24 protein-coding genes and 1 tRNA gene are annotated in these 24,617 nt (G+C 29.3%); 9 read left to right on the top strand and 16 right to left on the bottom strand.

All coding sequences use genetic code 11. The features are described from left to right. Positions 1–296: 296 nt before the first annotated feature. Positions 297–1,379 carry a nucleotidyltransferase family protein gene (locus SJY27_RS03715; RefSeq protein ID WP_397446916.1) on the bottom strand — a complete coding sequence of 361 codons (1,083 nt, stop codon included), beginning with the start codon at positions 1,377–1,379 and terminating at the stop codon, positions 297–299. Positions 1,380–2,060: 681 nt separating this feature from the next. On the opposite strand from SJY27_RS03715, the gene SJY27_RS03710 reads away from it, so the two are divergent. Continuing rightward, on the top strand, positions 2,061–6,038 hold the full coding sequence (locus tag SJY27_RS03710) for a T9SS type A sorting domain-containing protein (RefSeq protein WP_397446914.1): 3,978 nt from the start codon (positions 2,061–2,063) through the stop codon (positions 6,036–6,038). A 54-nt stretch (positions 6,039–6,092) separates the two neighbouring features. Further along, positions 6,093–6,293, top strand: a complete 201-nt coding sequence (locus tag SJY27_RS03705; RefSeq protein WP_397446913.1) for a hypothetical protein — start codon at positions 6,093–6,095, stop codon at positions 6,291–6,293. Positions 6,294–6,349: 56 nt separating this feature from the next. Here SJY27_RS03705 and SJY27_RS03700 read toward each other — a convergent pair whose 3' ends face one another. The 7 genes from SJY27_RS03700 to SJY27_RS03670 all read right to left on the bottom strand — a co-directional run bounded on the left by SJY27_RS03700 (position 6,350) and on the right by SJY27_RS03670 (position 11,378). Further along, positions 6,350–7,213 (bottom strand): DUF6371 domain-containing protein, encoded by an 864-nt coding sequence (locus SJY27_RS03700; protein ID WP_397446912.1) that lies wholly within the window; start codon positions 7,211–7,213, stop codon positions 6,350–6,352. A 37-nt stretch (positions 7,214–7,250) separates the two neighbouring features. Then, a complete protein-coding gene (locus tag SJY27_RS03695) occupies positions 7,251–7,451 on the bottom strand; it encodes a hypothetical protein (RefSeq protein WP_397446911.1) in 201 nt (66 codons plus the stop codon). A gap of 1 nt (position 7,452) precedes the next feature. Further along, entirely contained in the window at positions 7,453–8,487 is a 1,035-nt protein-coding gene (locus tag SJY27_RS03690; protein ID WP_397446910.1) for an AAA family ATPase, read from the bottom strand. A gap of 11 nt (positions 8,488–8,498) precedes the next feature. After that, positions 8,499–8,717 carry a hypothetical protein gene (locus SJY27_RS03685; RefSeq protein ID WP_397446909.1) on the bottom strand — a complete coding sequence of 73 codons (219 nt, stop codon included), beginning with the start codon at positions 8,715–8,717 and terminating at the stop codon, positions 8,499–8,501. Positions 8,718–8,926: 209 nt separating this feature from the next. Further along, positions 8,927–9,886, bottom strand: coding sequence for a hypothetical protein (locus tag SJY27_RS03680; RefSeq protein WP_397446908.1), 960 nt, complete (start codon positions 9,884–9,886; stop codon positions 8,927–8,929). Beyond that, positions 9,883–11,250: a tyrosine-type recombinase/integrase gene (locus SJY27_RS03675; RefSeq protein WP_397446907.1), complete on the bottom strand. Its 1,368-nt coding sequence runs from the start codon at positions 11,248–11,250 to the stop codon at positions 9,883–9,885. Before SJY27_RS03675 ends, SJY27_RS03680 begins: the two co-directional genes overlap by 4 nt. A 54-nt stretch (positions 11,251–11,304) precedes the next feature. Continuing rightward, a tRNA-Met gene (locus SJY27_RS03670) sits at positions 11,305–11,378 on the bottom strand. A gap of 111 nt (positions 11,379–11,489) precedes the next feature. On the opposite strand from SJY27_RS03670, the gene SJY27_RS03665 reads away from it, so the two are divergent. Together SJY27_RS03665 and SJY27_RS03660 are read left to right on the top strand one after the other, a co-directional pair. Beyond that, positions 11,490–11,873: an START-like domain-containing protein gene (locus SJY27_RS03665; protein WP_397446906.1), complete on the top strand. Its 384-nt coding sequence runs from the start codon at positions 11,490–11,492 to the stop codon at positions 11,871–11,873. 100 nt (positions 11,874–11,973) lie between these two features. Continuing rightward, positions 11,974–12,807: an aminotransferase class IV gene (locus SJY27_RS03660; RefSeq protein WP_397446905.1), complete on the top strand. Its 834-nt coding sequence runs from the start codon at positions 11,974–11,976 to the stop codon at positions 12,805–12,807. On the opposite strand, the gene SJY27_RS03655 is transcribed toward SJY27_RS03660, so the two are convergent. From SJY27_RS03655 to SJY27_RS03635, 5 genes are all read right to left on the bottom strand, one after another. After that, entirely contained in the window at positions 12,804–13,361 is a 558-nt protein-coding gene (locus SJY27_RS03655; protein WP_397446904.1) for a YqgE/AlgH family protein, read from the bottom strand. The two genes, SJY27_RS03660 and SJY27_RS03655, sit on opposite strands and share 4 nt — an antisense overlap. A gap of 79 nt (positions 13,362–13,440) precedes the next feature. Beyond that, positions 13,441–13,713, bottom strand: coding sequence for an HU family DNA-binding protein (locus SJY27_RS03650; RefSeq protein ID WP_397446903.1), 273 nt, complete (start codon positions 13,711–13,713; stop codon positions 13,441–13,443). 187 nt (positions 13,714–13,900) lie between these two features. Continuing rightward, complete coding sequence (gene fmt / locus SJY27_RS03645) at positions 13,901–14,845, bottom strand: methionyl-tRNA formyltransferase (RefSeq protein ID WP_397446902.1); 945 nt, start codon at positions 14,843–14,845, stop codon at positions 13,901–13,903. Further along, positions 14,842–16,740 (bottom strand): ATP-dependent DNA helicase RecQ, encoded by a 1,899-nt coding sequence (locus SJY27_RS03640; RefSeq protein WP_397446901.1) that lies wholly within the window; start codon positions 16,738–16,740, stop codon positions 14,842–14,844. The genes fmt and SJY27_RS03640 overlap by 4 nt, the downstream gene beginning before the upstream one ends. After that, complete coding sequence (locus SJY27_RS03635; protein WP_397446900.1) at positions 16,737–17,288, bottom strand: AAA family ATPase; 552 nt, start codon at positions 17,286–17,288, stop codon at positions 16,737–16,739. Before SJY27_RS03635 ends, SJY27_RS03640 begins: the two co-directional genes overlap by 4 nt. A gap of 133 nt (positions 17,289–17,421) precedes the next feature. On the opposite strand from SJY27_RS03635, the gene SJY27_RS03630 reads away from it, so the two are divergent. The 5 genes from SJY27_RS03630 to SJY27_RS03610 are packed head-to-tail and all read left to right on the top strand — an operon-like array spanning position 17,422 to position 22,490. Next, a complete protein-coding gene (locus SJY27_RS03630; protein ID WP_397446899.1) occupies positions 17,422–17,703 on the top strand; it encodes a DUF493 family protein in 282 nt (93 codons plus the stop codon). 4 nt (positions 17,704–17,707) lie between these two features. Continuing rightward, a complete protein-coding gene (locus tag SJY27_RS03625) occupies positions 17,708–19,339 on the top strand; it encodes a peptidylprolyl isomerase (RefSeq protein WP_397446898.1) in 1,632 nt (543 codons plus the stop codon). A gap of 31 nt (positions 19,340–19,370) precedes the next feature. Further along, a complete protein-coding gene (locus SJY27_RS03620) occupies positions 19,371–20,192 on the top strand; it encodes a hypothetical protein (RefSeq protein ID WP_397446897.1) in 822 nt (273 codons plus the stop codon). Beyond that, a complete protein-coding gene (locus tag SJY27_RS03615; protein WP_397446896.1) occupies positions 20,158–21,537 on the top strand; it encodes a peptidylprolyl isomerase in 1,380 nt (459 codons plus the stop codon). Before SJY27_RS03620 ends, SJY27_RS03615 begins: the two co-directional genes overlap by 35 nt. Beyond that, the gene (locus SJY27_RS03610) at positions 21,537–22,490 is read left to right on the top strand and encodes an AAA family ATPase (protein ID WP_397446895.1); all 954 of its coding nucleotides are present in this window, start codon (positions 21,537–21,539) and stop codon (positions 22,488–22,490) included. Before SJY27_RS03615 ends, SJY27_RS03610 begins: the two co-directional genes overlap by 1 nt. Here the strand turns inward: SJY27_RS03610 and SJY27_RS03605 are convergent. Genes SJY27_RS03605 through SJY27_RS03595 form a run of 3 tightly spaced genes read right to left on the bottom strand, consistent with a single transcriptional unit; the run spans position 22,487 to position 24,583 of the window. Then, the gene (locus tag SJY27_RS03605; protein ID WP_397446894.1) at positions 22,487–23,041 is read right to left on the bottom strand and encodes an RsmD family RNA methyltransferase; all 555 of its coding nucleotides are present in this window, start codon (positions 23,039–23,041) and stop codon (positions 22,487–22,489) included. The genes SJY27_RS03610 and SJY27_RS03605 overlap by 4 nt on opposite strands. Continuing rightward, the gene (locus SJY27_RS03600; RefSeq protein ID WP_397447894.1) at positions 23,041–23,856 is read right to left on the bottom strand and encodes a DUF3822 family protein; all 816 of its coding nucleotides are present in this window, start codon (positions 23,854–23,856) and stop codon (positions 23,041–23,043) included. Before SJY27_RS03600 ends, SJY27_RS03605 begins: the two co-directional genes overlap by 1 nt. After that, positions 23,843–24,583, bottom strand: coding sequence for a hypothetical protein (locus SJY27_RS03595; protein ID WP_397446893.1), 741 nt, complete (start codon positions 24,581–24,583; stop codon positions 23,843–23,845). Before SJY27_RS03595 ends, SJY27_RS03600 begins: the two co-directional genes overlap by 14 nt. Positions 24,584–24,617: the final 34 nt, after the last annotated feature.

The raw sequence follows: 24,617 nt of genomic DNA, 5'->3' as shown, positions 1-24,617 counted from the left end.
AAGGTTTTTTAAAATAACCACATTTACTTTCTCTATCGCATCTACCATCAATATGATTTAAGTATTGTTGGGTTTCATTGTCAACAAATTTTACAAATTTTTTTTAGCACAGTTTGGGCGTATAAATTTTTTGCTTGTAGAATCTAAACTGTATTTACAGCTCTTCTTCTTAACCTTTAAAATTTTACAAAGATTTTGTGATTACTTACGGAAAATATAATTTTGAAATCAATTTATGAATAATAATATTCTAGCTTTTTCTATTCACTTTTTTGTTTCAATACAAAATTAAAGGTTTAGATTAATTGCTTTATTTTTTTCTTCCACAGGTGCTTGTTTTTTAGTTTTTTAATGATAAAAACCCTAAAAACTTTATCAAAGAACAACCGATATACAAATCTTAATTTATTTTTAATTTTTTTTTCTCTTTTTATTTTGTTATGGCGCTTATTTCTTAAAATAGTATTTCCTAGTTCCTCATTAAAAGATTTCAAATATGCTTGTATTTCTTTAGTCGATTCATATTGTAAAGAACTAGGTTTATTAAAAACATAAAAACTAGTTGCTAAAAAACAACTTAAAGGGTGCTTTAATCGATCAAAACGATTAAAATTTGTTTTCGCTTCAGTTTTTTTTGATAGTAAAAACACATCATAGGCGTTTCTTAGAGAAATATTTTTGAAGAGAAACCCGCTATCATTAATTTGATCTGCAATAATTGATAGCGCTAATTGATTTTCAAAACTGATTACATGAATATCATTAATAATTTTGACATTTTGTTTTATTAAATTATAATTAAACTCAGTTCTATAAGGTTTAGGCAGTAATTCTGTATGAATTTCTACATTTGCAATTTTTTTTTGATGCATTAATGTAGGCAAATGTCTACTACCTTTAGAATATATACTACCACCGTTTGTGTATCCCAATTCATCAAAAATTGCAGCTGTTTTATCAACCTCCTCTTCTCTCACAATAAAATCAATATCCCCAACCATTCTCTCTGAAGTATCTTCATAGAGATCTTCTAGCAAGTTTCCTGCACCTTTTAAAAAAATAGGCTTAATATTATTAGTCAATAGTAATTGATTAATTTCTTTAGCTTGCACCATTATTTTCTCATTTCTCTTACGATTTAAGTCTGCAATATATTCCATTAGAGCAACCAAGTCATCTGGCAAATAGTGTAGCAAATCAACTCTTTTTAAATTGCAGTATAAGGCAGGGAACACAAATTGGTCTGTGCTAAATTGAACAACCAAGTTCCAATTTATAGTATCTTCTTGTAGTTTTTTTTCAACGAGTATTTTATTATGCTCTTCATGAGAAATGGTTAGGCATTTTGCAACAAATACGAGTACTTCTTTATAGGTCATTTTTAATCATATTAAAATTTAATTTTTGTTGTATTCGGTGAATATCGCAATTTGTAGCATTAGCTCTCCTACTTTTGATGCTCCTACTCTTATGCTTCTTTGAAAACCAATTTACTTGTATTACAAAAGGTTGTTGTAAATTATAAAGTAAAGATCCTAACTTTGTAAAAGTACTTATTTTGTAAATCTCGACAAAATTGAACGAAAAAATAAAATTACAAAACTAAAAAAAAACAATATGTGTATTCAGTGAAATGCTTCTAGTGTTAAAAAGACAAAATGACAATTTTTAAATCAATTAAAATCTTTAAACTGAAACATTATTGTTAGATTACAATAAGGCTTGAATCTTCGTTTTCAAGTTGCTTTATTTCTTGCTATTATTTTCAATTTTCTTCTATAAATTCCATGAGGCTCTTTACAATAACAAAAAAGACGAAGAATTAGGCGCTAAAATTTGGGCTGATAATGGTGTAAATACTTTACTTTTTATTTATTCTATAAATCTAGTATATAAATTTTTTGGAAACTCTAAAAAATTTCCGCATAATTATTGATGTTATAAAAATGCTGTTTTTGTAAAAAATACCTACTTATAGGTATTTTTGGAGCAGGTACTTGTTGTCATATTTGTTTTTATTAAAAATTTACTATTAACACTTTATTTAAAAAAAAATAATTATGAAAACAAGATTATTATTATTTACAATTTTTATATTCACCGTTATTCAGGTGCAAAATACCTTTGGTTTTGATGAGGTAGATAAAAATATTGGCGAAAAAAATATAATTGCCGCAACCGTACAAACAACAACAGCCACCATTGTATCGCTTACATCCGTAACATTGGGTGGCTCTATTATTGATGATGGTGGAGAAAACGTTATAGAAAGGGGGATTGTTTATTCTTTATATAGTGGTCCTACAGTTACAAGTCAATCATCAACTAAAGTTATTAATAATTCAGGATTGGAAAACTTTACAGAAACAATTACAGATTTAAATTTCGATAAAGGGTATTATTATAGAGCATATGCTATTAATTCTTCAGGTACTAGTTATGGGGATATCTTGTTTTTTACAACACGGGTAGCAGCAAAAAGATCTGCTAGTAGTTATAATTATGCAGAGATTACAGCTAATTATGCTGAGGATGGCGTTAATTCAGATATCGAACGAGGAATTTTATATTCAAATTTAAATAAAACTCCAGAGATTGACGGTAGTGACGTGATAAAGGTGATTAATAATTCTGGTGATGATACTTTTAAAACAATAATCAATGATTTACCTGAATATTCCTTGTATTATTACAGGGCTTATGCAACAAATTCATCAGGAACAAGTTATTCAGAGGTTTCAAGTTTTCGTACCTCTTTAAGAAGTACCTACTGGTCTAGTCAAAATATAAGTGCCGATCAAAAAACTAGTATTTCTTCAGCAAGAGGTGGTCAATCCACAAGGTTATTTGCTGTTGGAAATACTAAAAATGACAGTAATGGAGAAGATGCAGGGGATGTACAGGTCTATTATGATCGACTTATTAATTCAGATTACGAAGTACTTGCAACATTTACAGGTGAAGCAGCAGGAGATAATTTTGGTGCTAGTGTTGATATGACTTCTTCTAAAAGATTAGCAGTAGGAGCACCAGGAAATGATGGAAATGGAATTGACTCGGGTTATGTTCGTATATATCAGGAAGTAGATGGTGTTTGGTCTCAATTAGGAGCAGATATTTTAGGAGAATTTACAGGTGATAATTTTGGGTCGAGTGTTTCATTATCTGATGACGGTAAAATAGTGGCAATTGGAGCACCAGGAAATGATGGAAATGGTATTGACTCGGGTCATGTGCGTGTGTATCAAGAAATAGATGGTGTTTGGTCTCAATTAGGTGCAGATATCGATGGGGAAACTGCAGGAGATAATTTTGGGTCGAGTATTTCATTATCTGGTTCCGGTAAAATAGTGGCAATCGGGGCACCCGGAAATGATGGAAATGGCATTGACTCGGGTCATGTGCGTGTGTATCAAGAGATAGATGGTGTTTGGTCTCAATTAGGTAATGATATTGATGGAGAAGCTGCAGGCGATAATTTTGGGATAGAGATTAAACTTAGTAGAACTAATATCTTAGCTGTAGGTGCAACAGGAAATGACGGAAATGGTATAAATGCAGGACATGTAAGAATATTTGAAGAATCAGATAGCGTATGGTCTCAGGTAGGTGAAGATATCGATGGCGAAAATCCAGGTGATAATTTTGGGGTTAGCATATCTTTTAGTGATTCAAATACTTATGGTTTCAGTGACAGCGGTTCAGGTAATGTTGATATTGCAATAGGTAGTTTAAATTATGTTAGTTTGTACACTTTAAACCGTATCTTATTTGCTGAATATAGTAAAGTAACAAATACTGCTGGAAATGGGGTTTTACTAGGAGGTAGTGGTAGCACAGTAATTACTTTAAATAGTTTAGCCATTCATACACAACAAGCAATATTAGATGTAGACATAACAGATATTACTACAAAACCTTCCTCTGCAGAGGTATCTGTAGAGGTAACTCAAATTTCTCGAGGTAGATATAGTGGTAGACAATGGGGTGTAGCATACGGTACAGATAATAACCCGAGTAATCAAGTTTATGAAAATGAGTATGGTGGTTTTTCAAGCAGTCCATATTCTGTAACAATAGGAGGTTTAGAACCTTCTACAACTTATTATTTTAGAGCATTTGCTGATGGTTATAGAAGTGATGTGCGTAGTAGAAATTTACCTGCAGAACCAATTGTAACAACAATTGACGCAAGTCTAATAGAGAGCAAATCTGCAACACTTTCGGGTTCATTTACTAACCAAAGTTTATTAACAATTGATAAGATATTTTTTGACATTCCAGGGCAAGGTTCTGATATTATTGTGAGTACTAGCATAAATTCTGGAGATTTTTCTACGGTAGTTGACGGTCTAGAACCAAATACGTTATATACATTTAGAGCAAATATTGAAACACAATCTGGATCTACTTATTCAGGAAGTTATTTAACCTTTACAACCGCTGCAAAAACTACACCAACCACAAATAACGGCAGTTGGAGCGACCCAGAAAACTGGGCAAATGGTATTGTACCTTCAGAAACAGATGATGTAAGTATTCCACCAGGTACCACTTTGCAAATTGGTGATGAGATTTCAGAAATAAAATCTTTAGTAAATGAAGGAACTATTGTAATAAACCCTACATTTTCTTTAAAAACCATTACAACAATGGTTAATAATGGATCTATTATTATGGATTCAGAAAATGATAACAGTTCTGTGTTATTTATTACAGGTGAAGCCACAGGTAATGTAGTTTATAAAAGAGGAGGTTTAAAAGCCAATAAATGGAGTTTGGTTACACCACCTGTTACTGGTCAAAAGATTAAAGAGTTTGCTGTAGAACCAGATAATGATATAAGAGTAACTACAGGTTTATCTCCAAATCAATATGCTATTGGCTATTATGATAATTCTGAGAGTTCAGGACAAAAGTGGAAATATTATACAACCGATGTAGCACCTTCTGAAACATTTATTGCAGGAGATAGTTATTCCATGTCGAGAGCCACGGATGGTTCTGTAACTTTTACAGGAACTTTAACAACGGCCAATGCTAGTAAAACATTAATTGCAGGTCAGTGGAATCCAATAGGAAATCCTTTTACAACCTATTATCCAGCAAATAAAAATGGTGATAATAGTTTTTTAAATCAAAATTACGACGCACTAGATGATGGATTTAAAGGAATTTATATGTGGGATAATAATCAAAATAAATTTATACCAATTTCAGAGTTAGACATTTCCAGTCGTTCGTTAACACCAGGTCAAGGATTTTTTATAAAATTAAAAGCAGGTGTTACTGATGTTCAATTTAATGAAGATAAAAGAACATTAAAACCTAATGAAGGCAATACTTCATTTGCTAAAAATAATGATTTGTATGTAGAACTAGCTTTAGAAAATAATGATTATCAGGTAAAAACTGCAATTAAGTTTTACCCAAACGCAACTTTTGGTTTTGATACTGGATATGATATTAGAAACTTTGACGGGGCTAGTTTTGATTTGTTTAGCCATCTTGCCGATAATAGTTCAAATGATAATTACAGTATTCAGTCCTTACCGAATACGCAGATCGAAAATAGTGTTATTCCTCTAGGGTTAAATTTGCCAAGTATTGAGAATGTAAAGTTTGCCATAAGTGCAGTAAATCTGCCAGAAGGTATTAATGTTGTAATTGAGGATAGATTGCTAAGAAAAGATTATATGGTTAGTACAGAAAATCCTTTTTTACCTGATTTTAGTGAAGAAACTACTACAAAGGATAGATTTTTTGTTCACTTTAAAACTACAAGTGCCTTATCTAGTGAAACCTTAGAATTGGATAACGTAAATGTTTTTGTCAACAAACGCGTGCTGCATATTGAGGGTGTTAAAACAAATAAAGTGGTTAAAATTAGCAATATGATTGGTCAAGAAATTTTGAATGAGAGCCTAGACATAAATACCAATAAAATAAATTTACCTCAAAATATTGAACATGGTATTTATTTAATTTCAGTATCGGTTAAAAACCAAATAAAAAGTCAAAAAATAATTATAAAATAATAACACCCAATTATGAAAGAAGAGAAAAATTTAAAAAACGAAAAAGATTTGGAAATGAGTAATAAAGAGATGGATATTTCAAGAAAGGAGGCTCTAAAAAAAATTGGGACTTTTGGTAAGCATGCCGCATTTGTATCATTAAGTACCTATATGATATTAACACCAATGAAAGGTCAAGCCCAAAGTGCTGTTGCAGGTTCTGGCGGTTCTTCTGGTTCTGGACCTGAGAATTTAGGAACAGGTTTTCCTGAATAGTCTTAAGTAAAAAGGAGTGACTATAAATAAGCGAGTTGATGAAAATCAACTCGCTTTTAAACTAAAAAATCCACCAAATCTCCACCATCTTCAATATCAAAATTTTCTAAAAGTTGACTGCATTCAATTTGAAAACCTTTTTTATTTAAAAGTTGGGTAGTTGCATTCCATTTACTGAACTCAGTTTTATCTGGATAAGCTATAATTTTATATTTTCTAACAGGGGCTAATATTTCCTCTTTAAAACCTGTTTTACTGCCAGTAGCCAACCACAAAAAATCAGGAATTAATAGACTCATAATAATTGCGGTTTTTTCAGATTCTACGATACAAATCGTATCACTTTTAGAAATTGTATTTATAAGATGCAGGCCAAATAAACATTGTTGTAATACAAAATTGGGTAATTTTAATTGTTTATGCATCCAACTAACGTGATTAAAAGGTTCTTTAACTCTTTTACCTGTAATACTATTGTATTTCATTATTTTTCCACCTCTAATTCTATTTAAATCATCAATCTGCCAAAATAGGGTGGCACCATACCAATAATTTGTAGTACAAATGTGATACTTTTTTACAACACGTAATACATCTTGTTGCGTAAAGTGTTTGTGCAAATAAATTATAAAATTGCTTTGTTGTTTGCAGTTTGCATACCGTTGCAGCAGATTTTGATTGTGATACGTAGTTTGTATTACAGTTGTATTACAATTTGTATTACAAATAGTAGAAATTGTATTACCTGATGGTTTTTTAAAGTAGCCACATTTACTTTCTCTATCACACCTGCCATCAATATGATTTAAGTATTGTTGGGTTTCATTATCAATAAATTTTACAAATGTTTTTTTATTGCAATTTGAGCAGACAAACTTTTTACTTGACGTATCTAAACTGTATTTATAATTTTTTTTCATAATATAAGATTCGCACTAATCGTATTTTTCGTACTATTTATTTAATGCGATTTGTGCGATTTTTTTTAATATGGTTTTCCAATAAATAGCGTAAAGCATCTTCTTTAGTAAATTCAGGTAACTTGTTTTTTGCTTTTATGTTGTTTTTGTTAACATCATTTCTGAGCATATTGTATAGCTTGGTAAACTCTTCTTTTGGAAGAGCTTTAGCTATATTATATACATCAGAAGCAACCATATTAAAGATTTAATTTTTTTCTTCTACTTCTAATTCCTGATTCTGAATACCCTAACCTGCTTCCAATTTTCTCATTTGTCAAACCTTCAGCGACAAGCACTCTTATCTGATCATTTATTTCGTCAGAGCTTTTATTGTTAGTAGTTTGTAGGTGGTTTTTTTCAGAATCAAACTCTTCAAAACAAAACCTTAAAAAGTTGGTTTCTTTAGTTATACTGCACAGTAAAATATTCTCAGAATCATAAATGTGTTCTGTATTTCTTTGCTTTATTTGCTTGATGTACCTTAAAGAGGTGTCTTGAGAACTTTTACCAATAGTAAAACAACTATCACAAAAATTCATTAACATTTTACTCCCTGCCAAGTCATTTTTTGTAATAGGTTTAGTTTCATCTCTTTTTGGAGTATGTGCCAACACTAAAATTGATACACGATGTATTCTTGAGATTTGTTTTAGCGTTTTCATCAATACCAAAGCATCTTTAGCTTTTTCATTTTCACCGCTTAAATAGGTGAGATTATCAACAATTAAAATTGATGCTTTATGTTTAGAGATGCTATCTGGTAAAGTATTACAAAGGTATTCTTCAAAATTCTTATATTCCTTTGGTAACCCTGAATCCGTATTTAACTCAGCTCTTAGAAAATTTTTATTGAATTGATAATGATTTGTAAAATTATCAGAATATCTATTTTCAAACTGTTTATCGGATAACTCAAAATCTAAATACAATACATTTCTAGCAGAACCTTCTAATTTGAAACCATATATTTTTTTTCCCTTGCTTAAACTATCTGCTATTTGAACAGCAAGAATTGATTTCCCTAAATTAGTATCAGAAAATAAAATACAGACTTCATTTTCATACCAAAGTTCGCTAAATAACATATTTGGTATGGGTCTATTTTTTGCTTCGTTAACCCAAGTATTGGCTTCTTTTACAATTAAACAACCTGTTTCTAAAGGATTGGAGTTTAATTTTTGTTCGTGGATATGAATATCCTTTTTAATCAAATCGATTTTTTCTGATAACATAGCATATCGATTTATTGGTTAAAATGATCACTATTTGGAACATCGAGAATAACTTCTATAGGTGTTTGACTGTACATAATAATTGGATCGGGAACGTCGTAGTAATCTTCTATAAAATCAGTAATGATAGCTCTTATTAAATGAGATACTTTAATTTCTCTTTCATCTGCAATAACTTGTAATTCTAACTTTGTTTCTTCTGAAATTCTAAAATTGATGGTTTTTTCCATTTTACTTTTTTTTAAAACATTAATAGTTAAATAAATGCTTGCTAAAAAGTAAGGTGATTTTACATCAATAGATAACTACCTAATTAACAAGATTTAACTAGGTGCAATATTGTGATGCAATGCGTATTTTAAAAGGGGAGGAGTTTGGGGGATTTGTGGGAAAAGTATGGGGAATTTTTAGTTTTTTGGGAAATGTTAAAAATCAGCTTCTAACTTGTGAAAATCTCCCAATCTTTTTTAAAAGTTTCGATTCTTTGTCTATGCTTGTCACCTTCAGATCCATTCAATCCAATTTCACTAAAATTAAAACCAAAGTGTTCGTTAATAATTTCTCCAAAGAGTTTGGCTGAGGGTGTTTTAATTTTCAAACTGCCACTAAAAAAATCAAAAAGAGATATAATAAAGGCTCTATTTATTTTTTCATTTGATTCAATTTGGTTTACAATAAATTCAATTTGCTTCAAGGAATGAAACTGGTTTGAATATTCTTCAAAAATAAGTTTTGATTTAGGTTTTGGAGTGAAAATATCATCGTTTTCAAATTTAAATCTTCTGTTTAATTCAATTAAAATTTTCAAACTGTTTTCAAACTCAAATATTTCTAATAGTAATGGATGATTATCAAGAAGTTCTCGATTAAAAAAATCCTTATTTCCTAATAGGTAGTTTAGTACAATGCCCAAATCTAACTTAAATTTATTTTTAAATGATAATTGTTCTTTTTTTAATGCTTCAAACCTACTTTCTGAGCCAATATATCCATCTGAATTTTGGCCTAGACCAATTTTTTTCTTCTCAATTAACTCATAAAAAATTTGATCAAATTTTTTTAATGCTTCTTTTCTCTTTTTTTTAGTAGAATAACCGTAAGTCAATATATCAAAATCTCTATTGAACAAAATAAGGTTAGCGTTTATTAATCCAGTAATAAAGGTTTTAATAAATAGAAAAATTTCGTCGATGAACTTTTCTGTGAAATCATAGGATTTATCTTTAATAGCAAACCTAAAAACTAATTCAACCCCACCTTTTTCAGCAGTATTTGACTTTTCAAAAGAGTTTAAAGGTGTTATAGGAATTAAAATATTGTTTTCAACTAGAAATTCAATAACTTCATTATGGCTCGATTTATCAGAAGTGTAGATTCCAAAATATTTTTGTTTTATCATTTTAATAAATTTGAGTAATCCTCTGGTAATACAGCATCGATATCTCTTAAGTACAATTCTAAAGCATCCATTGTTGCGTGTCCAGTAATTAGTTTTAATCTGCTTTTTACCTCAAAAGGTGTAGCTGTTTTTGCCATTTCTTTATATAATTTGGTAATAAAGGTGTGTCTAAAACTGTATAAGCCATACTCTTTACCTAAACCAAAATGATCTTTTACTTTTTTAAATTGTTTCGAAAAGTAATTACGTTTGTTATTTTCTTTAGTTTCCCATTCACCTCCAATTTTGGTTGGAGTAAATAAATAATGGTTTTTATCCATTTTAGAAATATCAGGCAGTTGCGTTACTAAAATATTAGGTATAATCTTGGTTTTTACAGCCTTATTTTTGGCTCTAACTGATATTTTTTTGTCAATTAAATCGATATCACCAATTTTTAGTCGGCAAACTTCTACAGGTCGTAAGTAATTGTAGGAGACAAATTGAACAAACAAATGTAATACAGGCTCTTTTTCTTTTAGATATTTAAAAATTTCTTTTTGTTCAGTAGAGGTATATGTTTTGTTTCGTTCAGGATTTGATTTTAATACATTAATTTTCTTAACAAAATTGTCTGTTATGATTTCATTATCCTCTAAAGTTTGAAATAAAGAACTGATATCTGTACGTGTATTATTTCTATTTCTAGCACTAGAATTTTGTAATACAGTATTTAAATATTGTATGACAAGTTTCTTGTTTATTGTAGAAATATCGTTGTTGATATCAATTTTTTGTTCAATTAACCATTTGTTAAATCGGTTTATTCTATTGCTAAAATTTTGGTAAGAGACTCCTTTTAAAACTTTTGACTTTATTTCTAAACCGAGTTCAAAAGATTCTTTGATAGGGTGGAGGGGAGTATTATTCTCTTCTTTTTTGTTTTCCGAGATTACTGATTTTTCAATATTTTTTTGTTTTGGCTTAGGTTCATTTTTGCTTCCATCATTAGTAAGAAGTTGCTCAATAAAATCAGCCAAAGAAGTATTATCTTCATAAGGATTATAACCTTTAGCTAAGATATATTCTAGACTTTTTTTAAGTTGAAGTAAAATATGAAGCCTGCTTTTTTTGTCTTTATAAAGGTTAACTCCGGCTTTAATGTTGGTTTGTCTTACTAATTTTCCTGTAGCAGGATTTCGAAAGGAATAATAGATATACCACCTTTTTGATAATGCCTCTTTTTTTGCTTTTGCAGATAGCTTAGACCAAGCAGTAATATCTACTCCACCTGTATAGATTTTTGGTTCAGAATAATTCAATTTCATAGGTAAATCGTGTACTCTATCGTGTACCCCTTGTAAAAGTAAGAAAAATGAAGGCATAAAAAAAACGAATTGTGAGACACAATTCGTTGATTTCATTAGTTTTAAGCTTTGTAGCGAAGACGGGATTTGAACCCGTGACCTCAGGGTTATGAATCCTGCGCTCTAACCAACTGAGCTACCTCGCCATTAGGTTTTGAGGCTGCAAATATAATTTATTTTTACATACTAGCAAGTAGAGTTTAAAAATTTTTTTTAAATAGAATTAATACCTATATTGTCATCCAAAGTTACACCCAATGGATAAAGTACAATACGAGTTAGAAATACCAATTCACGCTTCCCCAAATATGTTATATCAGTATATATCATCACCTTCTAATTTACAAGAATGGTTTGCTGATAAAGTTAATTCAAGAGGTAAAATTTTTACTTTTGAGTGGGAAGGTACTGAAGAGCAAGCAAAGTTAATTACCAAAAAAGCAGACGAGAGAATTAGGTTTAAATGGCTAGAGAGTGAAGATGATGAAAGTTATTTTGAAATAAGAATTCAAGTTGATGCGCTAACAAAAGATGTATCTTTAATCGTTACAGATTTTGCCGAAGATGAAGATGAAGTTGAAGAATCTAAACAATTATGGGAAAATCAAATAGACGAACTTAGACATACAATTGGTGCATAGACTAAAGTAAAATAAGTAAAAAACTCAACGCTTAGTTGAGTTTTTTTATGTTTAAAATCTAACAAAAAACTGTAATTTTGCAAATACAAAAAATATACAAATGGTAAATTTTAATGGTGAATTGTTGTTCGAAAAAAATGTAAAACTTACTATAGAAAATAGAGGGTTTAAATATGGTGATGGAGTTTTTGAAACCATAAAAGTAAACAACAATAAAATTATTTTTTGGGAAGATCATTATTTCAGATTAATGGCTTCAATGCGTATGTTGCGTATGAAAATTCCTATGAATTTTACGCTTGAATATTTAGAAAAAGAAATTTTAAAAACAATTGCTGTACATGATAACGCAAACTCGTTTAGAGTAAGATTAAATGTTTATAGAAAAGATGGTGGTTTGTACACCCCAAAAACGAATAAAATTGATTATTTAATTGACGTTAAACAAAATACATATATCACTAAAGAAACATATAAAGTTGATGTTTTTAAAGATTTTTATAATTATTCAGGGTTATTATCAACCATAAAAACTAATAATAGAATGCTAAACACATTAGCTAGTATTTATGCAAAAGAAAATGACCTAGATAATTGTGTTTTAATCAATGAAAATAAAGGAGTGGTAGAGGTTACAAATGCTAATATTTTTATAGTAAAAGGAAATGTGATAAAAACACCTGCATTAACCGAAGGCTGTATTAAAGGCGTTGCAAGGGGTAAAATAATAGAGGTAATTACTAAAAACCCTGATTATACTCTAGAGGAAACCAACATTTCTCCATTTGAGATTCAAAAGGCAGATGAGGTTTTTATTACCAATGCAATTATAGGTGTTCAGCCAGTTACTCATTACAAAAAGAAAAAATTCACAACTAATTTCTCTAATAAATTAATGCAAAGTTTAAAGGTGTTGGCAGTAACGTTTGTTTAATTTAAATGAATGTCGTTTGGGGCGTTTGCCCAGATTTTATAGCCTCCGCCTTTTTGAAGTATTTTATTACGCCATAATGAATCACTATTGTTACAAAAAATATCATCAATATCATTTTCAGAGATAAACCAAGAGTTTGTATTTACTTCATCTACCAATTGATTGCTACCCCAACCAGAATATCCTAAGAAAAAACGGATATCAGTGTTAGATAAGGTGCCAGCGTTTAACAATTCTTTTAATGAGTCAAAATTACCTCCCCAAAAGATATCATTATCAATTGCAATGCTATCAGGTATTAAGTGAGGTACTTTATGCACAAAATATAAATTATCTTGTTCTACAGGGCCTCCTTGGTAAATTTTAAAATCAGATTCTATTTCAGGAATCAAATCTTGTAATGTATATTCAAGGGGTCTGTTTAAAATAAAACCAACAGAACTACTTTTAGTGTGTTCTGTTATCAAAATAATAGCTCTATTAAAAGAGTTGTCATTTAGTATAGAAGGCTCAGCAATTAATAACCTACCTTTAAGTGGTTTTAAATAAGGCATAAGTAAATATATACAAAATATAGGAATAAAAAAAACTCTCTTAAATAAGAGAGTTTAGTAAGAAATTATACTGTAGTTATTAGTTGACAGCGTCACTTAATCCAGCACCAGCTTTAAACTTAGGTACATTTTTAGCAGCGATTTCTATAGTAGCTCCTGTTTGTGGATTTCTTCCTGATCTTGCAGCTCTATGAGACACAGAGAAAGTACCAAAACCAACTAAAGCAACTTTACCACCACCTTTTAATGCAGAGGTTACGTTGTCTGTAAAAGATTCTAATGCTGCTTTAGCTGCTACTTTAGATATTCCTGCGTCTGCAGCCATCGCGTCAATTAAATCTGACTTGTTCATAATAAATAGAATTTAAAAATTAATTGTATATTTTTTTGCTAATAAGCCTAACAAATATAGACGTATTAAGGGTTTGCACCAATTAGCGCCTCAAAAAAACACTATTTTGTTAATAAATAGTGCTAAATTGTTAATAAAGTAACTTTGTTATTTTAAAAATTTTGGAAAACCTTATAAATAAAGGGAGTTATAGCATCTTTGCATTTTCTGAAAATGAAAAACCATTTAAAAGACTTTGGGTATCCATTTTTTTCTTTCCAGCTAATTTTATTTCATTAATACGTATATAACCATTTTTTACGGCTACTTTTAATTCTTTTTTAGTAGTAATGATTGTTCCAATTTTATACTCATGAGATTCTGGCAATTTATCTACACTGTAAATTTTAGTATAAATTTCATCGTCATTATTTTTAATAGTAGTCCAAGCAGTAGGAAATGGGTTTAAACCTCGAATCATATTATAAATATTATCTAAAGAAGCTTGCCAATCAATTTTAGTATTTTCGGTATGTAGTTTAGGAGCAGATTTTTCTTCTAAGTTAGGTTGTTTTATAGTAGTAATTTCTCCTTTATCTATTAAATCTATGGTTTTAGCCACTAAATCTGCACCTAAAAACATCAATTTATCATGTAAAGATCCTACAGTTTCGGTGTTAGCAATAGTAATTGATTTTTGTAGAATAATTGCTCCAGTATCAATTTTATCGTCAATAAAAAAAGTAGTTACCCCTGTTTTAGTTTCACCATTAATAATTGCCCAATGAATTGGTGCTGCACCTCTATATTCAGGCAATAAAGATGCATGCAAATTAAATGTTCCTAATTTAGGCATTTGCCAAACTGTTTTGGGTAACATTCTAAAAGCAACAACAATTTGCAAATCTGCTTGTAAATTTTGTAGTTCTTGTTGAAAACCAATATCCTTTAAATTTTTAGGTTGTAGAATAGTTAAATTCTCAGATAAAGCATATTTTTTTACTGCAGATTGATTTAATTTTCGTCCTCTTCCAGAGGGTTTATCAGGTGCAGTAATTACACCAACAATGTTGTAATGATCATCCACTAGATGTTTTAAAATAGTAACTGCAAAATCTGGAGTACCCATAAAAACGATACGTGTTTTTTTCATAATTTATCTTTTAGTTGGTATTTGTTTTGATGATTGATTTGTACTTTATGCTCAGATAAAAGCCAACGCAAATGTATTAAAATGTCTTTTTCGTTTGCTTTTAAATGTTGATTTATTTCTTGAGATGTAAGGGCTTTTTTTTCTGTTAATAAATCTACAATTTTATCAGAAATCGTTTTTGTTCTCTCTTTTTTTTCGGATAAACATACATCACAAATGCCACATTTTTGTTTGGTTTTTTCATCGAAATAATGCAAAATTTGTATACTTCTACAGGTCGAATTATTCTGAATATAGTGCAAAAAATCGTCTGATTTTTTTTGTTTTTGATATAAAAATTGTTTGATTTCTTTAGCGCATAAATTAATGGTTCTATCATCTTCTCTTGGCACTAAAAACTGAATTTCGGCATCACTACGTATTTGTTTATAATCTAATATTTTATCTTGATGTAACTGTTTTAGAGTGCTAATTACTTGTTGTGATGTGGTGTTGGTTTTTTTTGCTAGTAAAAACTCATCTATATGAACTTCTTGTTTAAATAAACCAGAATAACTTCTTAGTAAAGAATTTATTAGGGTTTTAGTATAGTTTTTATTTATGGTGTATGAAAGTACTTTTTTACTGCTAGTATTAAAAAGGATTGTTGATTTTTGATTGAATGTATTTGAAATTGCTAAAACACCATTATTAGACAAAATTTGGATAATCGATGTTACTTTTCTTGTTGAAAAATGATAAGTTCTAGAAAATTCAGAAACCTGAAATTGATGCATTTCTTCAGACAATTCTCCGTTTGCAATTCTAAAATACTGATATAATTTTCTATGAATTTCTTTTACCTCGATAATACTAGGTAATGATTTTTTTAACTGTTGTTTGTAAACAGAAATATCGTGCTCATTTTTTAATAACACAGCAAAAGATTTTTTTTCATTTCTACCTGCTCTGCCAGATTCTTGTATGTAATTTTCTAAAGAATATGGCAAATCAAAATGCACAACAATACCCACATTAGCTTTATCTATTCCCATTCCAAAAGCATTCGTTGCTACCATAATTGGTGTATATTCAGACATCCAGTTTTGGTATGCAGTTTCTTTTTCTTTTAATGGTAAACCACCATGATAAAAGCTACTTTTAAAATGGTTGGCGTTTAGAAAGTTTGCAATCTCTTTTGTTTTTTTTCTAGAATTTACATAAACAATGGCTGGTTTTTTTGTTTTGGTAAAAATCTGTTTTAGTCTTAATAATTTGTCTTCAACAGTAAAAACTTGATAAGCTAAATTTTGTCTAAAAAAAGATTTACTAAAAAATTTAGGAGATGTTAATTCGAGATTTGTAGCAATATCACTTAATACTTTTTTATTGGCAGTAGCTGTTAATGCTATAAAATTAATATTGGGTTGTAATTCTTTTAAAATCTTAATTTTTCTGTAAGTAGGTCTAAAATCATGACCCCATTCAGAAATACAATGTGCCTCATCAATAGCAATATAAGATATATTAAGTTCTTTAATTTTTTGCTGAATTAATAAGGTTTGTAAGCGTTCTGGAGAAATATAAAGAAATTTATAGCCACCAAATTTAATGTTATCAAAAAGCGCTACAATTTCTTCTAAAGAAGCTCCAGATTTTATCATTGTAGCTTTTATGCCTCTTTTTTTTAGGTTTTCAACTTGATCTTGCATTAGTGCAATTAGCGGAGATACTACCAAACAAACCCCTTCTTTTGCTAAAACAGGTATTTGAAAACAAATAGATTTTCCTCCTCCAGTTGGCAGTAAGGCAATTACATCATTTTTATTTAAAACTGAACGAATTATTTGTTCTTGTGGTTCCCTAAAATCATTATAACCCCAATAGTGTTGTAGTATTTTCTTTATGTCAATCATAAATCGCAAGCAAGCGAATTGATAATAAAGTTGGCTCGTTCATCAACAGAACCAAAAGGAATCGTAGTAATTTTATACCCCAAACTTTTATAAGCATCCACTAAAAAAGTGTCAATAATTTTGGCTTCTTTAAAACTTTCATAGCGCTCATTATCAGTAGTGTGTATTTCTTTCCAAGGAGAGAAATGAAAGATATAATCGTAGGTATATTGTTTGCTTTTTTTAATAAATATATCAGGATAATCTGTTTTAAAGTAATTTAAATACGCAAAAACATCAGGTATTCCTCTATCAAAAAAAACAACAGCTTCTTCTTGTTTTTCAGCATCTAAATATTGCATTTCTCTACCTTCTAACAGCATTTCGCTAAACAATAAAGGCGCTGTTAAAAAAAGTTGCTCAATACCATTTTCTTGGGCTTTTAATGTAACTGCTCTAGAAACTTCATCAAAACAATATAATTTTTTTTCTTTTAAAGCGTTTAAAACACTGGTTTTTCCTGTGGATGGACCACCAATTAAAACGATTTTTTGTTGTTTTTTTTGCAAGTATATTATCTTAAAAATGATTAATTTTGATTTTCATTGTTTCGCAATTTTTACAAAAATAAATGATTCGTACTATAAAACTAATTTTTAATGTAATTTTGTGTTTCGTTATCTGTAAAAATTATGTCTAATTATGGAAGATAAAAGTGCTTTTTATATTAAATTAAAAGGTCAGCTAGAAGATACAACCAATTTTCCAGCAGATTATATGTACAAGTTTATTGTGCCTACTAGTGGTAATCAAATGCAAGAAGTACAAGATGTTTTTGAAAATAAAGGTGCAGTAATAACAACCAAAAAATCAAAAACCGGTAAATACATTAGTATTACAATTGTATTAAAATTAAAAAGTGCAGAAGAGGTAATTGGGTATTATAAAAAAGTTGAAAAAATTAAAGGAATTATATCATTATAAATTTATGAAGAAGTTAGTATTATTAACAGTTTTATGTTTATCGAGTGTTGTTTTTTCTCAAAAAAAAGACAAAATTTTATTAACTATTGATGGCGAAAATACATCAGTTGCAGATTTTAAAAGAGTTTATGAAAAAAACTTAGATGCTATTGATAATGATGAAGCTAAAGATGTTCAAAAAAATTTAGATTTATTTATAAATTACAAATTAAAAGTTAAAGAAGCATATAGCATTCATTTAGATACTTTGCCATCTTACGTAAAAGAAATGGAGGGTTATAAAAATCAATTATCAGCTCCATATTTACAAGATACGGCTTTTGTAAACAAGTTGGTTAAAGCTGCGTATTATAGAACCAAAAACGAAATTAAAGCAAAGCATATTTTAATTAGAACTCCTAAAATTCCGACGCCAAAAGACACTTTAGAGGCTTATCAAAAAATCACTAAAATTAGAAACAGAATTATTAACGGAGAATCTTTTGAAAAAGTAGCCGAAGAAACTTCAGAGGATCCTTCAGCTAGAGATGATGAAAAAAGAGGTAAAAAAGGTAATCAAGGAAATTTAGGCTATTTTTCTGCATTTAAAATGGTATATCCGTTTGAAGAAGCTGCTTACAATACAAAAATAGGAGAAGTTTCTAAGCCCTTCAGAACTCGTTTTGGATATCATATTTTAAAAGTTGATGCAATAAGACCTTCTAAAGGCGAGGTTGAAGTGGCACATATTTTATTAACCAAAGAAACTAAAAATGCAAAACAATTAATAGATTCTATTTACAATAGGTTAGAAAAAGACGAGCAATTTAAAGCATTGGCAAGAAAATTTTCTAATGATACTGGTTCTAAATCTAAAGGAGGTAAACTAAGAAAGTTTGGCAGTGGTGTAATGGTAAAAGCTTTTGAGGATGTAGCTTTTAGTTTAGATAAAGAAGGGGAGTATTCTAAACCCTTTCAAAGTCCTTTTGGGTGGCATATTGTTCAATTGATAAAAAAACATCCAGTACTTCCTTTTAATGATATTAAGGCAGACCTAAAAAGTAGAGTAAAATCTGGGGCAAGAGCTCAATTATCTGAAAAGGCTGTGATTAACAAATTAAAACAACAATATACTATTGCTGATAACGAAACAGCAAAAGAAATTTTTGAGCATAAAAAAATCCGAACATTAAGTAAAGATTCATTACAATCTGTAATTTTAAAAATTAATGATAAAGAAATTACCCAAGAAGTTTTTGTAAATTATATAAAAAATAAAAAAAATAAACCTGTTTTTGATTTATTTGAAGATTTTAAAGACCAAGAAATCTTAGCATATTATAAAGAAAATTTAGAAAAAACAGAGCCAGAATTTGCCTATACATTACAAGAATACAAAGATGGGTTGTTATTATTTGAGTTAATGCAACAAAAAATTTGGGATAAATCATCTAAAGATACATTGGGTTTAAAAAAGTATTATACAACCAATATTAGTAAATACAATAACAAAGAGTTTAAGAAAGTAAAAGGTCAGGTAATGAATGACTACCAAAATCATTTAGAGAAAAACTGGATTACAGATTTAAGAAATAAAAGCGCTATTGAGGTAAATAAAAAACAACTAAAAAAGTTAATTAAATACTACAATCAATAATATGCGCAACTATTTTGCAGTTCTTTTTCTTTTGATCTTTTTTCTTGCTTCTTGTGATTATTTAGAGGTGCAAGAAAAAGAAAGTACTTCATCAGAAATTGTTGCCATAGTAAATACCGAAAAACTTTTTAGAGAAGATTTAAAAGATATTCTACCTAATAATATTTCTAAAGAAGATAGTATTGTGTTGGTAAATGGTTACATTAATGATTGGGCAATAAAACAATTATTATTAAGTAAAGCCGAAGCAAATAGTTCACAAAAAGATCTCGAAGAAATTAACGCATTAATTAAAGATTATAAAGAAAGTTTGTTAATCAATAGCTATAAAGAAAGACTCATAAAACAACAGTTAGATACCCTTATTAATGATGAAGAAATTGAAGCTTTTTATGAAAAAAACAAACAAAATTTTAGATTAAATGAAGAGTTGTTAAAAATTAAGTACCTTCATTTTGATAATAATATCATCAATAAAAAAGAGTTAATTGAATTATTCAAATCTGATGATATTGATGATTTAGAAACGCTAGAAAAGCAACAATTAAGCTTTAAATTTCATCAGTTTAACGACTCAATTTGGACAAGATTAGATAAGGTTTTGTTAAAACTCCCAATTTCTAAAGAAAATCTGTTAAAAAAAACAAAATATCTCCAAAAACAAGATTCATTAGGTTTATATTTGGTCGCTATAAAAGACGTTTTGGTTAGAAATGATGTGGCACCATTAAGCTATATAGAACCAACCATAACACAAATGATTTTACACAAACGTAAAATTGAATTAATTAGAGACATAGAAAAAATATTAGTAAAAGATGCAACGAAAAACAACAATTTTAAAGTTTACTAAAACCGCACTTTTTGCAGCCTTATTTGGTTTGATAAGTAGCAATACTTTTGCGCAAGTAAAAATAGATGGGGTAGCAGTAGTAATAGGTAAAAATATTGTTTTAGATTCTGATATCGATAAATTTAAACAAGAAATAGAATTACGTTCTGAGGGTAAAATAAAAATTTCTGATTGTGAAATGTTAGAAGAGTTAATGCAACAAAAATTATTAGCTCATCATGCTGTTATTGATAGTGTTGTTGTTTCTGACCCAGAAATTAATGACAGAGTAGATCGTAGTGTGCAGTTTTTTACGCAGCAATATGGTTCTGTAGATAAAGTTATAAAAGCTTATGGTTTTAATGATTTAGATGATTTAAAGAAAGAATTATTTACAGTTCAAAAAGAAAACTTACTCATTGAAAAAGAACAACAAAAAATTACTGAAAAAATTGATGTAACTCCAGAAGAAGTTCGTTTATTCTATAATGGCTTAAAAGAAAAAGAGGAACTACCAGAATTTTCTGCAGAAATTGAGTTGGCGCAAATAGTAATCAAAGCAAAACCAACAAAAGAAGAAATAAAAAGAATTGTTGATAAACTAACCGAATTAAAAAAAGAAATTGAAGATGGTGCAAGTTTTAAAATGAAAGCTATCATCAATTCTGATGATCCTGGTGTTACTAATAATGAAGGAAAGTATGAGGTAACAAAAGAATCGCAATTCATCAAAGAATTTAAAGAAATGGCATTTAGTTTAGATGTGGGGCAAGTTTCTAAACCTTTTAAATCTGAATTTGGTTATCATTTAATGCAATTACATGAGGTAAAAGGTAATATGAGAGTTGCTTCTCATATTTTAATGCAACCAGACGTGCCTGATAGCAAACTAGCCGAAACAAGAAAGCAAGCCGAGCAAATTGCAGAAGATATTAAAACAGGTAAAATAACATTTGAGGCTGCAGTAGAAAAGTATTCTGATGATGATGAAACCAAAAATAGTGCAGGCTTAATAGTAAATCCGTACACTGGCGAATCTACATTTAACTTAACAGGTATGGATCCTGCTTTATATGCCAGAGTAGCAGAGCTTAAAAAAGGCGAACTTACAGATGTATTCTTTGATGAAAACAGAAATGGAGAAAAAATGTACAAATTTATCATAATGAGAGACAGAACCAATACACATATAGCAGATTTGGTTAGTGATTATGTTAAAGTACAAGAATTAGCATTGACAAAAAAGAAAGAAGAGACCATTGATAAATGGGCGAAAGAAAAAATACAAGATACCTATATTAAAATGGCAGAAGAACATAGAAAATGTAATTTTGTTAAAAATTGGAAAAAAGAAACCGGTAAATAATGTCAGACGTAAAAGCTGTTGATGATTTAGTAGTAAAGTACAAATCATTACAATCTGAAATTGGTAAAGTAATTATTGGTCAGCAAGAGGCTGTAAATTTTACGTTATTATCTATTTTTTGTGGTGGACATTCGTTATTAATAGGTGTACCTGGTTTAGCAAAAACCTTATTAGTAAATACAGTTTCTAATGTATTGGGTTTAAAATTTAATAGAATTCAATTTACGCCAGATTTAATGCCTTCGGATATTTTAGGAAGCGAAATTTTAGATCAAAACAAACAGTTTAAATTTATTAAAGGCCCAATTTTTTCTAATATTATTTTGGCAGATGAAATTAACAGAACGCCACCAAAAACACAAGCTGCTTTGTTAGAAGCCATGCAAGAACGTTCTGTAACTGTTTCTGGAAATCATTATAAATTAGAATTGCCATTTTTTGTTTTGGCAACACAAAACCCTATTGAGCAAGAAGGTACTTACCCATTACCAGAAGCGCAATTAGATAGATTCATGTTTTCTATTAATTTAGAATATCCAACTTTTTTAGAAGAAGTAGCAGTAGTAAAAAGTACTACCAGTAGTGTTTCACAAAATATAAATGCTATACTTTCTGGAGATGATATTATTGCCATTCAACAACTTATTCGTAGAATTCCTGTTACAGATAATGTTATTAAATATGCAGTAACTTTGGTGGGTAAAACAAGGCCAAAATCAAATGCAGCTACAACAATGGTAAAAAGCTATTTAGATTGGGGTGCAGGGCCAAGAGCCTCTCAAAACCTAATTTTAGCGGCAAAAGCGCATGCAGCAATTCATGGTAAGTACTCACCAGATATAGAAGATGTAAAAGCAGTTGCTATACCAATTTTATCGCACAGAATTGTTAAAAATTATAAAGCAGAAGCAGAAAATGTTTCTATTGTAGATATTATCAATTCGCTGCTTTAGTTTTCATTTTCTGATTCTTTTTCAAAAAAACTAAACACATTTCCTCCATAACGTTTATCATAACTATGGTTTTTATGGGTAGATAAATCTGTGTGCTTAGAGTGTTCTATAATTAAAACACCATCTTCTTTTAAAAGGTTTTTCGTAAAAACGGAATCTGCGATATTCATAAATTTTTCTACATCAAAATCATAAGGAGGATCTGCAAAAATTACATCTGCTTGTAAAGAGGTTTTATCTAAGAACTTATACACATCACTTTTATAAGTGTTTATGTCTAAATTAAGCTCTTTTGCAGTATTGTAAATGTATCTAATACAATTGTAGTTGGCATCAATTGCATAAATACTTTTAGTGCCTCTAGACGCAAATTCATAGCTAATGTTACCAGTACCAGCAAACAAATCAATTACAGATATACTATCAAAGTAATAAAGATTATTTAAAATATTAAATAAACCTTCTTTGGCCATATCTGTTGTTGGGCGGACAGGAAGGTTTTTTGGTGCTTTTAAACGTCTTCCTTTAAGTTTTCCTGATATGATTCTCATTAGCCTAACAATATAAAATTAGAATGGGTTGGTAGTTTTAAATCTCTATAAATACTGTTGTCGCTTTCTAAAAACTGTATGTTTTTTATGTATTTATAGGTAATGCTATATAACTCAGATTTTTTAGAAACATCACCTAAAAAATATAGTTGAAATTGATTTGTATCTAATTGGTTTTGCTCTGCAACAAATAGAAGGTAATAAATAAAATCTTCTTTAGATAAATATGAAAATGAGTTTGATAAAACTAATTTCTTATTATGTATGATAACAATATCAAAAGTGTTTTTATAAATATTTACATACATCATTTTTTTGTCAGAAGTATTTATAGACAAAAGTTTATCAATTAAAACAGTACTATGGTGTTGATAATTGAATTCGCCAAAGTTTTGAAACAAAAAGTTATTAATGTTTACATAAGGAATGTAAACGTTTTTTGCAGTTATTTTTGGGATATCATCAAAAGTAATAAAATCTGTGCGAAGCGTTTTTATAGTATGGTTTAAATAAGCGCTCAGTAAGTTTTCGTTAAAAAAAGCTTCTGGTACAATTGTAGATAAGCTATTTTGATGAATAACATTTACCTCAGTAAATTCTAGCTGTAAATTGTCATCTTCATTAAAAATAGGTTTAATACTTTCTAAAAGTTCTTCTGGTGTATTTAAGAGATTCTTAAAAGGATAATCCTTAAATAGCACCTTTTTTTGAGTGTCTGTATTTGAAATACAAAAAGAAAATCCACCCAAACTAAATTGGATGGATAATGTAATATTTTTTGTTTTTTGTAATGTAGTTGAATTACTTTTCAACACCACCTTTTTTATCATAAGAAGGAGGCCAGTTACCACCTGTACTAACTTCTTCTAAAGAACCAACAGAAACATATTCTCCTTTAATTTGGTCTGTTTCTATAGCTTCTAATTCTTGTTTTACTAAAGATTTATTCAATCCTTTTAAAATTCCTGTTTTTGATGTTCTTGCTCTAAACGTTGGTACAATTAAACCAGGTACTTTTTCTACTTCACCAACTTCAATTTCAAATTCAGCACCTTCAACCCCTGGTACTTTAAACATAGTTTTATAATCTTTTTCTTTAAAATACTTTAAAACAGGCTCATAACCAATTGTATCTGTAACTCTAACTTCTTCATCAACCATAAGTGGTGACCATGTAGAACCTTTGTTTACTCTTTTTACAACAGTTTTAGTTTCTGTAATTGCTAATTTTGCAGTATCTATAAATTGTATTAATCCTTGTTTGTTGTCAGTATATTTACCAGTAACATCGTAATATTTAACCTGTGCGTCTCTAATGATTTTTAAACTTTTAATTACTGGCTGATATCTTTCCACTTTTTCTTGAGCAAAAAGAATAGGTAGCATTATTCCGTTGTAAATTTTAACCCCTAAATAAACGGCTAAAGCCATCAGTATTATAGATGGTAACCACCTTAGTTTTAAAGGTAAATATTTAACTATAACATAAGCAATAAGAACTGCTAACAATACAGCCCCTACAATCATTAGTATTAAACTCATTTTAATTTGTTTTTTAATAGTGTTAACGCAAATC

Source organism: Polaribacter sp. R77954 (assembly GCF_044595335.1).
In the GTDB taxonomy this organism is placed as follows: domain Bacteria; phylum Bacteroidota; class Bacteroidia; order Flavobacteriales; family Flavobacteriaceae; genus Polaribacter.
This window is presented reverse-complemented; position numbering and strand designations above follow the sequence as displayed.